Here is a 13,734-nt window from a genome sequence, read left to right as displayed (position 1 = left end):
TAACTATATAAAATCACAACTAAATCTTAAATTACTCCACTTTACGTCAATTAAGATCAATCAATTAGCATATGAAAACAAGTAAATCAAGGCAATTTTTGGATGGCAATTATTTTGTTGCCATGGGATCAAGGCCTGTGATAAAAAAATTTTTCTGTATCAAGCGTCAGACAAAAACAGAAGATCCCCATGGTACACCATGGAACCCAAGGAAATAAGAATGAAACGCTTTTCAATATTCCGTGACATTTCACAGACAGCCAAAAGGCTCTATAACCGGGTGATCACCGCAACCCTCAGTGGACGGACAAATTATTTTGCCTGTTTTTATCCCGGGAATACTGGTTTTCTTTCTCCTTTTTTATTTGGCAAACTCTTTTCCCGAATTGGCCTGGACAAAAAAAAAGCGGCCCAACTGACCCGGCTCAATGAGGCAGGAACAGTCATCTATGTGAGTAAATATAAGAGTCTGATCGATTTTTGCTTTTACCGGACCATCTTTGAAAAAAAGGCACTGCCCTACCCTGAAATTATTTTCGACACCACTTTTTTCTTTCTTTTACCGGTGAAACGCCTTTTCCAGATTTTCATCACCCAAATGGACCATTTCCTCCGCCATTTTTCTTTAAAAGATCCTTATGCATCGGGATATTTTTTTGATGAGTTCTCCCGGGGCAGATCCGGTTTTATTCATCTGGTGGAGAGCAAAAGTTTTTATAAACGGTTCATCCGCTCCCGGCCAAGCCCCCTGCTGCACCTGATTCATTTCCAGAAAACCAGTGAGCGCCCCCTGTTACTGCTTCCCCAAACCATCGTATACAGCTTGAAACCCATCAGAAGCACCTCTTCTCTGTTTGATATTCTTTTGGGCAGCAATGAAAAGCCAGGACGGCTCAAACGTCTGGCAGCCATGTTCCAGAAGCCCGATAAAATCTGTGTTGAAATTGCCGAACCGGTTAATCTCAAAGAATTTCTTGACCGGCCGGACATCAGAAATATTGATGAGGATTTCCAGGCCTACAGTCTTAGAAATCATCTCATTGATCTCTTGAATCGCCAGAAGAAAAGCTTCACCGGTCCGGTGCTCAAAACCCAGGCGGAAATCACGGAAGATATCCTGACCCAGAAATCTCTCCAGGAGTTCATGAAGACCCATTCAGAACAGAATGAACAGTCTCTGATGGTGACCCATAAAAAAGCCGCAAGCTATATCAAGGAAATCGCCGCAAGCTACAGCCTTCCGGTGATTTACATCCTTGAAAAAATCCTGACCTGGGCATTTAATAATATTTTTGAAGGGGTGGTGGTGGACCAGGACGGACTTGACCGCATTCGGGAAGAGTCAAAAAAAGCCCCGGTAATTCTTGCCCCCTGTCATAAAAGCCATCTTGATTATCTGCTTTTGTCCTATCTCATGTTTAAAAACAACATGCCCTGCCCCCACATCGCCGCCGGTAAAAATCTGTCCTTCTGGCCCCTTGGTCCCATTTTTAGAAGTGGCGGGGCATTTTTTCTTCGTCGAACCTTCAAGGGGATACCTCTTTATTCAAAAATATTTGCCGCGTACATTGAAAAACTGCTGATTGAAGGCTTTAACCTGGAATTTTTCATAGAGGGCGGAAGAAGCCGCACCGGCAAGCTGTTATCCCCCAAACTGGGTTTTTTAAGCATGATTATAAAGGCCCATCGCAACCAGGCCTGCGAGGATCTGATCTTTATTCCCACCTATGTGGGATATGACCGGGTGCTGGAAGAAGATGCCTACCTCCACGAAATCGAGGGGGGGAAAAAACAATCGGAAAATCTCTCCCAGCTCATCAAGGCCAGAAAATTTCTCAAGAAAAAATACGGCAAGGTGTACATCAAATTTCACGAACCTATCTCGTTGAATGCCTACCTCCGGGAAAAGGATGAGTTTCAGCGGTATATGGGTGAAGATCAGCACAAAAAATTGTGCCGGAGCATGGGGTACAAGCTGATCAACGCCATCAACAATACCACCATCATTACCCCCCACGGCATTATTGCAAGCGGCATTTTAAACTCGCCCATAAGTCGATTCTCTAAAAAAGAGTTGATGTTCAGAGTGAGCGCATACATGAATATGCTCACCTTCTGCAATGCAGAACTTGCAGACACCCTGACCATTGACCCGGACAATGCCCTTAACCGGGTACTGGAAAATTTCGTTTCCAGAAAGTTCATTGAACTTGCCGATGAAGAGGACGATGAAATAACAGAAAATACCCGCTTTTTTGTAAAGGATAACAAGCGTCCCATTCTGGATTATTACAAAAACAATGCCATTGCTTTTTTTATCCCGGCGGCATACACCGCCCTTGCCATCTTAAAAATTGATCGTTTTCAGTTTTCTTCAACGGATCTCATTGAAACCTATACCTTTCTCCAGAATTTCTTCATTGATGAGTTCTCCTACGATGATGAGAGAACCTGCAGTGAACTCATTGCCATGAGCATAAAAGCCTTTATGGAAGAGGGTGTACTCGTTCCCCATCCCGATGCTCCAGACACCTTTAACCTCACCTCCGAGGGACTTAGAAAATTGCGCTCCTTTGCCGTATTCTTAAGACCGTTCCTGGAATCCTACAAAGTCGCTCTGCTTTATTTTGAGAAGTATCCCAAAGACAAGCACGATGATAAGGAACGTATTAAAAAGATCCAGGCCAAGGGCCTTAAAATGTACAAGCGACAGGATATATTTCTTAAGGAATCCCTGTCCAAAATCAATTATATCAATGCAGTTACCTTTTTCTTGAACAATGGCGTAACAGGACCTGAAGACGAGGAAGCCATTTTAAAAAATAAAGAAACCATTGAAAAATTTTTGGCCATACTGGCGGTGTAAGCACCTGCATGAACCCAATTGCATCGATACAACCAATTGACTGGAGGGCCTAAGATCACAACAACGCTCCCCCGACATCAGACTCCAACAGAACGCAAACCCGGGACCAAAGGCAAAATAAAAAATCCATGAAAGCACTTATCCTGGCTGCGGGACGGGGTACCCGGCTGCTTCCCCACACCGCCCACCGCCCCAAACCATTGTTTACCCTATGCGGTACCCCCCTTCTGGGGATGACCATTGACAGACTCATCCATGCGGGATGTGAACACATCGTTGTCAACACCCACCACCTGCATGGGCAGGTGGCAAAATTTATTCATGAGGGAACCTGGCCCGTTCCGGTGGAAACTCGGCATGAGCCAATGCTTCTGGACACCGGGGGGGCCATTAAAAATGTGCAAGATATCATGGCAGATCACCCCTTCTGGGTGATCAACTCAGATATAATCACGGATCTTGATCTGACGAAGGTATGGGACTTCCACATGAACGGGCACTGGCCCGCCACCCTTGTGCTCCATGATTATCCCCGGTTTAACGGGGTGAATGTAAATGACACAGGCTTTATCACGGCCTTTCCCGGCACCGGTGCACTTTCTTTAATGCCTGAAACACACACCTCCCCGGATCAATGGGCACAAAATCCATGCACAGACATATTTACCACACCTTCCCCCCGGAAAATGGCCTTCACGGGTATTCAAATTCTGTCTCCGTCCATATTTAATCACCTGCCGGATACAAACATTTTCAGTAGTATTGATCTTTATAAAACCCTGTGCCGTCAGGGCAATACCGTCAAAGCCTTTGTGGCGAAAGATTTTTACTGGCAGGACATGGGTACCCCAGATACATATACAGATGCAGGACTCCGGGAACTTTTCATGGAAACCCGTATATCAATGCAAAGGGAAAATGCCATCCAGGGTACCGCCACCCCCTTGGCTTACATCCGGAATGAAAAGCTGCGCCAGGAGCTGAGCATCGCCCCCCTTGCCGGGGATGGTTCAGATAGAAAATGGTACCGCCTGAGCCATGGCGACACAGCCTTTGTGGTGGCAGACCATGGCATTGCCCCCTTACCCCTTGGTAAGTTGCCCCCTTGCCCCCGGGAAGTGGATGCCTTTATCAACATTGGCACCCACCTTTATAATCACCAGATCCCCGTGCCGAGAATCATGGGGTATGATCTTTTTTCCGGCCTGGTGATGCTGGAGGATCTGGGGGATGTTCATCTTCAAAAAATCATCCTGGAGCTCCGGAAGCATGAAAACAATGAACAGGAAATTTTTTCATGGTACAAAACAGCCCTGGATCTTGTCATGGATCTTTCCATAAAAGGCCGCCAGGGGTTTAATACTGCCTGGACCTTCCAGACACCGGATTATTCCCGGGAGCTCATTCTTGAAAAAGAATGCCGGTATTTTGTGGATTCATTTTTAAGGGGATATCTAAATCTTAAAATTAAATTTGAAGATCTCCTGCCCCCGTTTGAATTCATAGCAGATCAATGCCTGAACCATGCCTTCACCGGCCTCATGCACCGGGACATGCAGTCCAGAAATATAATGGTCACCCAAGGCCACCTCAAAATCATTGATTTTCAATCGGCAAGAACGGGACCTCTGCAGTATGATGTGGCATCTTTGCTTATTGATCCTTATGTTAATCTTAGTACCAATCTAAAAAAGATGCTTCTTGACCATTGTGCCAAGGCTGTGAATCATCGTACAGGATTTGATGAAAACACATTTAAAACAGGATATTATTATTGTTCCCTCACCCGGAATTTTCAGATGCTGGGGGCCTTCAGTCATTTGAGCCGCAACCGTGGAAAGACCTGGTTTGAACCCTTTATCCGCCCAGCCCTTGAGACCCTTGCCACCGCCATCCATGCCGTTACGGTGCCCAGGACCGAGGCCCTGAAAGAAACCATCTACAAGGCCCTCAAGGCCACATCACAAAAAAGCCGGGATTGCTCATAATATCGGCCAATCTGGGGAGTAGTCAGTATTCAACAACAAAAGCCCGAACCCATTGGGCCGTCAATGATGGCGGCTGGCCGATGCTATGACCAACCCAAAAAATTGACTTAAATAAGGAAATACTACCATGAAAAAGATACAAGTCATGATGAACGGTATCCCCGGAAACGTGGTCACCACCATTGCCGGACATATACAAAAGGATCCCCGGTTTCAACTTTTACCCTATGCCATGACCGGCCCGGAGATCACGACTGAAACCCATCTCCTGGGTGACACAGAAATTCGTCTCATCCGACCCGGGGACCGGGAGGGTGCCATAGAAAACATAAAAAAAGACGTTCCCGACTTTATCTGCATTGATTTCACCCACCCCACGGCGGTGAATGACAATGCAAAATTTTATGTTGCCCACAACATCCCCTTTGTCATGGGGACCACCGGAGGGGACAGGGAAAAACTTTATGAAACCATATTATCCGGCACAACCCCCGCGGTCATTGCCCCCAACATGGCAAAGCAGATCGTGGGATTCCAGGCCATGATGGCATATGCCGCCACCACGTTTCCCGATCTTTTTAAGGATTACAGTCTTACAATACGGGAAAGTCATCAAAAAACCAAGGCGGACACCAGCGGCACGGCAAAGGCCATGGTGGGCTATTTCAACCAGCTGGGCATTCCCTTCACCGACAGCGATATTCACCAGGAAAGAGATCCTGCCATCCAGAAAAACCAGTGGAAAATCCCGGAACAGCATATTAACGGCCATGCCTGGCACACCTATACCCTGACCTCACCGGACAACACCGTGTGTTTTGAATTTACCCACAACATTAACGGCAGGGATATCTATGCCCAGGGCACCATGGATGCTGTAATTTTTCTGCACGAAAAACTAAAGGGAATGGAAAAAAAGCCCGCAAAGGGCCGGATTTTTACCATGATTGATGTGCTCAAGGGGAAATAAAGGGCAGGTATTGAAGGCGCATCACCTACCCCAGGTTCACCAAGAAATATTTTCTCAGGCTCTTGTTGGATTCCGGGGTCTTATTTTTGTGTTTGATTATAAGGGCTTGAAATCATCAAATAATACATTCAATAGGGTAAAACAGCGCATTTATTGATACTTTTTATATAAAACTCCATCCAAGGCGCTGCAATGATTAGAGTTTCAACTTTCGTTGTGACAGGTGTTTACAGCCATGTGGGTTTTATATGAAAAGGTAGCCTTCAAGTCTACCTCAGCAGAGCCCCTCCCCCGATTGGCAATAGAAACCGGACAATCGAGCTGTCTACAGTTCCGGTCCGGGCCCATTGCCCGTCGGGGGAGGGGCGGCATAATGCCATTTGGCTCCACGTCTACGACCCTATATTCGTTGTGTCCGCCAGGACATAAGGATCAAGGGATAACAAAAAGATGCAGCTCCCGGGGGCCGTGGGCACCATGGACCATGACAAGCTCAATATCACCGGTTTTGCTTGGCCCTGAAATCAAGGAAAGGTTGTTGGTTAAACCCTCTTTTCTCTCCTTTTCATCCCATTTTAAAAGGGTATAAAGTTCCCGGAGATCGGCAAGGATGTCCTCCCGCCTTACCACTGCCACATGGATGGACGGTACCAGAGATACCGATCGGGCATGTCCCGGGCGGGTTTTCATGGCCAGGGTAGCAGTGGCTGCAGCGCAGTAATCCGCAGAGGTAATACCAATAAAGGAGTCTTCCACCTCTTTGCGAATCTCTTCTCTACGCCGGGGAGAGTCCTCTGCCATGGTGGTGGTATAAACATCAATTCCCTTGAGATTGGGACGATCTGTGAGTTTCAACTCATTGATCAGGGGGTGATCCCAGCATACCACGCTTTTTTGGGTTCCCCATTCCGGTTTTTTCTCAAGAATAAGCTTTTCAATACCCCGGGCCACATCCTGGATGCTCTCTTCCACATGAAGATCCATGTGAAGAGCGGGCACGACCTGCTTCAGCACCTCGATCAGGGGCTGTCTTTCCTGGTCTGTCCTTGTCCGGATTTTTTCAAGAAGGCTCACTTCCTCCGGAGAGGGCGTTCTGGTAAAAAGATCTTCAGGTACCTTGGTTTCAGGTCTATTCAAGGCCGTCTGAATGGTTTTGATAAATTCTTTTTCCATGTCCATCAGGACCTCCCCTCCTTTTTTTCTTTCCACTGTTCCATGAAGGTCTTGGCAGCCAGGGGTTTCATGTCGCGACTTTGTGTCCATCCGTTGAACGGGTAAGGCAATTTCGTCAGCATCTGTTCACTTTTGGGCATGATTTTTTGAATCACCCGCCCAATGGCAAGGGATGCATCATAGACCCTGCGATGGCTGTTAATTAAATTCCACCCATTAAAAAGAAGTTTTTCCCAGCGGCTTTTGGGTTTGACATTCCATTGGGGATCTCCCTGGGAGAGTTTGGAACGAAGGGCAAGAAGCATTCTGGGAAGATTCAACTGAAGGGGACAGGCCTGACGGCAGGCCCCGCAAAGGGTCTCTCCCTGGCACAGATCTCCGGCCTCGTTTATCCCCCCCAGAAGAGGCGTAACCACGGCCCCCACAGGTCCGGTGTAGGCAGATCCGTAGGTATGCCCGCCAACCTTTCCATAAACCGGACATACATTCAGGCAGGCCCCGCACCGGATACAGCAAAGCATTTCCCGGAACTCATCATCCGCCAGTATCCGGGATCGACCATTGTCCACTATCACAAGATGAAATGATCGGGGACCGTCAACATGGTCCGGACCCGCCGGGCCGCCGATGTAGCTCACATAACCGCCGATTTGCTGGGCTGCGGCCCCCATGGACATGAGCCTTAAAATGGCCTGGTGCTCCTCCAGGTTGGCGGCAATACGTTCCATGCCCATGAAGGCCACATGTACCCGTGGCAGGGTGGTGGACATGCGGATATTTCCCTCATTGGACACAGTGGTGATGTGGCCGGTTTCCGCACAGGCCAGATTACACCCGGAAATCCCCATATCGGCTTCCAAAAATTTCTTTCTCAGGGCCTGTCTGGCATCCCATGTCAGAGTGGGGGGATCATCGGTGTAGGGAGTACCCAATTTTTCTGTAAAGAGCCTGCCAATCTCTTTACGGGTTTTATGGATGGCCGGGGCAACAATGTGAGAGGGTTTTTCCCCGGCCAGCTGGATGATATATTCACCAAGATCGGTTTCATTTACTTCAATGCCCTTGTCCATGAGAGCGCGGTTCAGGCCAAGCTCTTCGGTGACCATGGATTTACCCTTGACCACCCTTTTGACATTGTTCCTGGCGGCAATATCAAGGCAAATGTTAACGGCATCCCGGGCTGTGGGAGCAAAATGAACCTCCCCACCTTGTTTTCGAATATTCTCAGCCAGGGTGGTGAGCATGACATCCAGATTATCCACGGCTTTCCTACGGTATTGGTAGGCCACATTTCGAAGGCCCGGGCCTTCCGGAAGATTCTTATAAAGTGTTGCCGTGGCCGGTCCCAGACGGCCCTGCAATCCGGTGAGGGCCGACTGAAGTACAGGGTCCCCAATGGCCTTTCTGGCCGATTTTTTATAGTCTTTACTTGTTAATTCCATCTTGGGTACCTGCTATTTTCGGGAAAGAAGTTGGGCGATGTGCATCACCTGAACAGGGGCTTTTTTACGCGTCAACATCCCCTGGATATTCATAAGGCAGCTCATGTCGCACCCGGTGACCACCTCTGCACCGGAATCAATAATGTTGTTGACCTTTTCCTCAAGAATTGCCGTGGAGATATCGGAATATTTAACGGCAAAGGTGCCGCCGAAACCGCAGCATTTATCAGGAGCCTTCATTTCCACAAAGGTCAACTCCCGGATATTTGCCAACAGGGTCCTTGGCTGATGGTTAATGCCAAGATTGCGGTTGAGATGACAGGAATCGTGGTAGGTCACCCTGCCGGAAAATCGTGCATTGAGATCCTCCACCTTGAGCACGTCCACCAGAAACTCACTGAATTCAAAAGTTTTTTCTGAAATGAGCTGGGCCTGTTTCAACAAAATGGGATCATCCCTTAAAAGTTCAGGATAGTGGTTTCTCACCATGTTGACGCAGGAACCGGACGGAGAGACAATCACCTCAGCATCCTTGAAACATTCAAGAAATTTCACCGCAGCCTTCCGAGCCTGGGCTTGATGTCCGGCGTTAAAGGCAGGCTGTCCACAACAGGTTTGGTCCGTGGGGCAGTCAAGTTTCAGTCCCAGATTCTCCAGAACAGAGACCATGGCTCCCCCCACCTCGGGATAAAGGGTGTCCACAAGACATTGGATAAACAGGGTTACTTTTTTATTGTACATCAGAAACCTTCCATTGGTTGATTTTGGGGATTCCATATGGTGTGGAACAAAAATACCATAAAACATGCCGGACCCGTCAAAAGATACAGGGTATAAAGCATACCTCAATGAATAAAGTGACTGGGAAGCCACGTGATAATCCCGGGAATGAGTATACAAAGGATAATGGTCACCAACTGCAGCCCCACAAAGGGCATAACCCCTCGATAAATATCGGTTGTTTCCACTTCCGGAGGCGTTATCCCCTTTAAATAAAAAATAGAGTAGGCAAAGGGTGGGGTCAGAAAGGATATCTGCAGGTTTACCATGACAAGCACCGCAAACCACACGGGATCAAATCCCAGTTTTGCCGCAATGGGGGTAATCAAGGGTACAATAATAAAAAGGATACCCATCCAGTCAATGAACATGCCGCACAGAACAAGCAGAAGCATGATGGCCATTAATATGCCCCATTTACCCATGGGAAGATTTAAAAACAGATTTGTTATCACCTCATCTCCGCCAATGGCCACAAACACCGTGGAAAAAAAGCTTGCACCAATGGCAATCATCATGATCATGCAGGTGATGGTCAGGGTCTGCTGGCACGCCTCCCGGACCACGGCCATGTTCAGACGGCCATATCCTGCGGCAAGGATCATACTTGCCGCAGCGCCCACGGCGGCGGCTTCGGTCACGGCGGCTATGCCAAAAAAAATACTTCCCAGCACCGAAAAGATAATCAGGGCCGGGGGAATCACAGAGGTAAAAAGAATCCGCAGTTTTCCTTTAAACGAAACCTGGCGCTCTTCCCTGGGCATGGGAGGTCCATCCTGGGGATTTAAATAACATCTTATGCCAATGTAGAGCATGTAAAGGAAGGTCAGCAACAGCCCCGGCACCAGGGTACCAAGGAAAAGTTTCCCCACGGATATGCGGGCAATGGGCCCATAAATAATGATCATGACACTGGGGGGAATCAGAATACCCAGGGTACCGCCAGCACAGATGGCACCGCAGGCCATGGAGGTGTTGTATTTCTTTTCCAGCATGATGGGAAGTGCCATAAGACCGATGGTTATTTCAGACGCACCCACCACCCCCGTTGCCGCAGCAAAAATGGCAGAGATGGCAATGGTGGAAATGCCAAGCCCTCCTCTCATGCGCCCCCACAGCAGGTGCATGGCGCTGAAAAGTCGTTCAGCCATTCCGGATTTTTCCATGAATACCCCCATGAAAAGAAAAAGGGGTACCGCCAGCAGGGTGTAGTTTTTCATGAGGCCAAAAAGACGGGCAATAAAAAGCCCGAATATATCTCCCCCCATGAAAATGGTGCCGAAAATAACAGAGACACCCCCCAGTACGAACGCGGTGGGAAATCCCATGAAAATCCCTGTTAAAAGCATGATAAACATTAAAAGAACGGTTAATTCGGGACTCATTGAATTTCATCTCCCCCGCATGCGATGACAACGCTTTTTAAAAATTCCGCCACTCCCTGGAGAAGCAAAAGGAACACACCCACGGGCATGATGGTTTTAAATGGATAGAGAATGGGTTGCCAGTATCCCTGCATGGATCGCTCACCCATTTCCCAGGAAAACCGGACATAGGGAATCAGGGCATAAAGAAGCCCAGCCCAGAGGGGGAAAAAAAAGAGAAGGTAGAAAAAAATATCAATGAAGGCCCTTTTTCGTTCTGAAAACTGATTGTAAAAGATATCGATTCTTACATGCTGCTTTTTCTTCAATGTCCAGGCTTCGCCCATGAGGAAAAAAGTTCCACCGATCATGTAGCTGATATCAAAGGCCCATTTTGTGGGTGCATTCAGGGCATATCGGGAGAAAATTTCGTACCCGATCACCGCCGTGAGTACAACCACAAGCCAGATCATAATCCTTCCGGTAAATTCACTCAATCCATCTATAAATTTTATTATCGTCTGTATCTGGTTCATTATTTTGACCTGCCCTAAAAAAAGGAGCCTGCTCATAACATCGACCAGCCGTCATCATTGGCGGGCAAAGTGGCCGATGGTATGAGCAAGTCCAGAAGAATACATAAAAGCCGCACGATGTGTCATGGCGGCTCTTATATGATTAAAATCTCAACACTGGATTTCCGGCCCGCACTTTTTTCCATGACGGTTTATATGAAATACTCCGTAAATACAGGGAATATTTCAAGCTTTATTGTGGGCGGAACCGGGTCAGAATGAGGTTTGCCCATGGCAGTTATATGGAAAACTGAAAATCAGCCGGTTGTTCCAGGACGAGACCTTTACTGATAGGAGGGGGTCATAAGCGATTTATAATTTTCATACCCTGCCCGAAATTTTTTCTGTGATTCCCACACTTCCTTAAAGAAGGGGTCATTGGCTGCTTTCTTTTCCATGAGTTCCCGGGAGGTCTTGGCAAGTTCTGTCTGGATCTTGGCATCCAAATACTGAATTTTTACGCCCTTGGCTTTAAAGAAATCCAGGGCGGGGATATCCCTGCTGATGGATCTGGTTAACAGGCGCATGGTGGCAGATTCACTGGCCACCCGGACGATCTCTTTAAGGTCTTCGGGCAATTTATTCCAGGAACGTTTGTTGATTTTAATATCCATGAAGGTACTGGTCTGATGGATGCCGGGAACCAGAAGGTATTCGGCAATTTCATAAAAAGCCAGGTCCTTATCAATGCTGGGGATACTGAACTCACCGGCGTCCAGAACGTTTCTCTGGAGAGCTTCATAAACCTCACCGGCAGGCAGCATCATCACCGATGCACCAGCGGCACTGAGAATTTCTCCCCAATAACCAGAGGTTCGGAACTTAAGTCCCTTAAAGTCTTCCATGCTTGTAATGGGCTTATTGGACCAGGCCAGATCCTCACTGGGAAGAATGCCGCAGGGGGCCACATAACCAAAATCATACTTCTCGTAGAGCTTTGTTAATAGCGCTTTTCCTTCTCCTTCGTACATCCAAGTCAGGTAGGGAATGACTTCCATGCCAAAGGGAATATATCCAAAAAGCGGGGCGGCGGGAAGTTGTCCCACGGAGTAGCTCGGAGAGCTGTGGGCAGCATCTATGGTTCCCATGCGTGTGGCTTCGGTCACTTCCAGAGCGCCCATTAAAACACCGGCCGGATAACTCTTAATGGTAAGTCGTCCATCACTCATTTTGGTGACCTGGGCTGCAAAATCATCGGCAATTTCCTGGAGTATGGTTCCCTTTGGCCAGGAACTGGCCATTTTCCAGACAATCTTGTCTGACGCAAAGGCACTGCCGCCCATGACAGTAAAGAACAGCAAACTCACAGCAAGTGCAGATATGGAGGATCTAATTTTCATTCTAAAAACCTTCTCTTTGATAAAAAGTTAAAAAATAAATTCAGTAAACACCATGGGGCCATCCGCTGGCCGGCGCATGGTTACGACTCCGGCAGCAGGGCATCTTTTAAGATAATCACCCTGGCTTTGTCAAGGGGTGTATAAAAATCAGAGGATGATGAACCAAGCCGCTACGCGGCAAAAAAAGCTGAAGTCATGTATACTATGTGGCGCGTTCATACGGAAGCGCTTCACAAACCTTTTTAACAGGAAAGTATACCATGAAACAGTCAGAAGGGGGGTGTCCCCCTTTCTGCAAAAATTGATAAATTAAAGGGGCACATAAAAAAATTCCTGACGCCTCTTTGAAAAAGGACATTTTCTTATAGCGATACCCCGAATATTTATAGGGCTTGTTCAACAACAGGATAAGATCGTGGTTTGCTGCGTTCACACGATCTATCCTTGTTCGTTATATATTTTCAATTTTGGGCTGCGCTAAGATAAACAATTAAATCAAAGGTTATGGGCGTTATTGCCACTATATTGGCTTATGTGCCATCATTTAGTGTTGAGGTTCTGTTCCCCAAGGCCCAAATACTTAGAACAAGGAGCGCACCTGTCCCCCACATTATCTCTGCTCCACACACAGCTGTCTGCGCCATCGTAGGAGAAGAAAATATGAAACGGGATTGTAGGTTAGATATTTTCATGGCCTATTTTGCGTCCCCTGAATTTGATTATTGCATGCTGGGCACGGCACACGTCTTAAGGGTGAGCCTACACCTTAGGATTATGAAGGTCAAGGCAAGTCCCACACCCAGCCTGATGGAGGCGGTCTGAAGCAAGGCACATATTCAAGACCTTGAACGTCTGGATCTATTGGTGCCATTGCCGAACCATGCTTTGCAGGAATTGCGTTAACTCTGCTTCGTCTTAAAAAAAATCATTTTATTGAAGGCGCATCACCTACCCGATATTCCCCAAAAGATATTTTCTTATCATATGGCAGGACTTATCCATTTGCTCGGCGATTCCATTGCTCAGACAGACCATTTTCAAAGTGGGCAATTATTTCCCTATCACAGGAAAATAGTATCACGTAACTACCCAAACCACCGTTCATGCTCCTAAAAAAAGAGAGGCAAATAACTTATCACACTAGCTTTTTAGCAAATCAATATTTATGGCACGTATATTGCTTATAACTTAAAATCACCCATTCTAATATAGGAGGCAATCTATGATTGACCGTAT

At 47.3% G+C, this 13,734-nt stretch carries 9 protein-coding genes; 3 read left to right on the top strand and 6 right to left on the bottom strand.

Going from position 1 to position 13,734, the window contains the following annotated elements; translation table 11 throughout:
* The first annotated feature begins 220 nt into the window (after positions 1 to 220).
* The 3 genes from ACYQ2M_RS10725 to dapB all read left to right on the top strand — a co-directional run bounded on the left by ACYQ2M_RS10725 (position 221) and on the right by dapB (position 5,824).
* Positions 221 to 2,866 carry a 1-acyl-sn-glycerol-3-phosphate acyltransferase gene (locus tag ACYQ2M_RS10725; RefSeq protein WP_459916336.1) on the top strand — a complete coding sequence of 882 codons (2,646 nt, stop codon included), beginning with the start codon at positions 221 to 223 and terminating at the stop codon, positions 2,864 to 2,866.
* A gap of 128 nt (positions 2,867 to 2,994) precedes the next feature.
* Entirely contained in the window at positions 2,995 to 4,854 is a 1,860-nt protein-coding gene (locus tag ACYQ2M_RS10720; RefSeq protein WP_459916335.1) for a sugar phosphate nucleotidyltransferase, read from the top strand.
* A gap of 127 nt (positions 4,855 to 4,981) precedes the next feature.
* Positions 4,982 to 5,824 (top strand): dihydrodipicolinate reductase, encoded by an 843-nt coding sequence (gene dapB, locus ACYQ2M_RS10715; protein WP_459916334.1) that lies wholly within the window; start codon positions 4,982 to 4,984, stop codon positions 5,822 to 5,824.
* A 432-nt stretch (positions 5,825 to 6,256) separates the two neighbouring features.
* Here the strand turns inward: dapB and ACYQ2M_RS10710 are convergent, their stop codons facing one another.
* From ACYQ2M_RS10710 to dctP, 6 genes are all read right to left on the bottom strand, one after another.
* Positions 6,257 to 7,003: a LutC/YkgG family protein gene (locus ACYQ2M_RS10710; RefSeq protein ID WP_459916333.1), complete on the bottom strand. Its 747-nt coding sequence runs from the start codon at positions 7,001 to 7,003 to the stop codon at positions 6,257 to 6,259.
* A complete protein-coding gene (locus ACYQ2M_RS10705) occupies positions 7,003 to 8,439 on the bottom strand; it encodes a LutB/LldF family L-lactate oxidation iron-sulfur protein (RefSeq protein ID WP_459916332.1) in 1,437 nt (478 codons plus the stop codon). The genes ACYQ2M_RS10710 and ACYQ2M_RS10705 overlap by 1 nt, the downstream gene beginning before the upstream one ends.
* Positions 8,440 to 8,451: 12 nt before the next feature.
* Positions 8,452 to 9,180 carry a (Fe-S)-binding protein gene (locus tag ACYQ2M_RS10700; RefSeq protein ID WP_459916331.1) on the bottom strand — a complete coding sequence of 243 codons (729 nt, stop codon included), beginning with the start codon at positions 9,178 to 9,180 and terminating at the stop codon, positions 8,452 to 8,454.
* Positions 9,181 to 9,284: 104 nt separating this feature from the next.
* Entirely contained in the window at positions 9,285 to 10,604 is a 1,320-nt protein-coding gene (locus ACYQ2M_RS10695; protein WP_459916330.1) for a TRAP transporter large permease, read from the bottom strand.
* A complete protein-coding gene (locus ACYQ2M_RS10690) occupies positions 10,601 to 11,056 on the bottom strand; it encodes a TRAP transporter small permease subunit (protein ID WP_459916329.1) in 456 nt (151 codons plus the stop codon). Before ACYQ2M_RS10690 ends, ACYQ2M_RS10695 begins: the two co-directional genes overlap by 4 nt.
* A gap of 386 nt (positions 11,057 to 11,442) precedes the next feature.
* Positions 11,443 to 12,498, bottom strand: coding sequence for a TRAP transporter substrate-binding protein DctP (dctP, locus tag ACYQ2M_RS10685; RefSeq protein ID WP_459916328.1), 1,056 nt, complete (start codon positions 12,496 to 12,498; stop codon positions 11,443 to 11,445).
* Positions 12,499 to 13,734: the final 1,236 nt, after the last annotated feature.

The organism is Desulfocicer niacini (assembly GCF_054657595.1).
Note: the sequence above shows the minus strand (reverse complement) of the source record. Positions and strands in the feature narration are given on the sequence as shown.

Excerpts from the sequence above, each read along its gene's own strand:
- ACYQ2M_RS10725 (WP_459916336.1), top strand. The coding sequence starts at position 221 with ATGAAACGCTTTTCAATATTCCGTGACATTTCACAGACAGCCAAAAGG.
- ACYQ2M_RS10720 (WP_459916335.1), top strand. The coding sequence starts at position 2,995 with ATGAAAGCACTTATCCTGGCTGCGGGACGGGGTACCCGGCTGCTTCCC.
- dapB (WP_459916334.1), top strand. The coding sequence starts at position 4,982 with ATGAAAAAGATACAAGTCATGATGAACGGTATCCCCGGAAACGTGGTC.
- ACYQ2M_RS10710 (WP_459916333.1), bottom strand. The coding sequence starts at position 7,003 with ATGGACATGGAAAAAGAATTTATCAAAACCATTCAGACGGCCTTGAAT.
- ACYQ2M_RS10705 (WP_459916332.1), bottom strand. The coding sequence starts at position 8,439 with ATGGAATTAACAAGTAAAGACTATAAAAAATCGGCCAGAAAGGCCATT.
- ACYQ2M_RS10700 (WP_459916331.1), bottom strand. The coding sequence starts at position 9,180 with ATGTACAATAAAAAAGTAACCCTGTTTATCCAATGTCTTGTGGACACC.
- ACYQ2M_RS10695 (WP_459916330.1), bottom strand. The coding sequence starts at position 10,604 with ATGAGTCCCGAATTAACCGTTCTTTTAATGTTTATCATGCTTTTAACA.
- ACYQ2M_RS10690 (WP_459916329.1), bottom strand. The coding sequence starts at position 11,056 with ATGATCTGGCTTGTGGTTGTACTCACGGCGGTGATCGGGTACGAAATT.
- dctP (WP_459916328.1), bottom strand. The coding sequence starts at position 12,498 with ATGAAAATTAGATCCTCCATATCTGCACTTGCTGTGAGTTTGCTGTTC.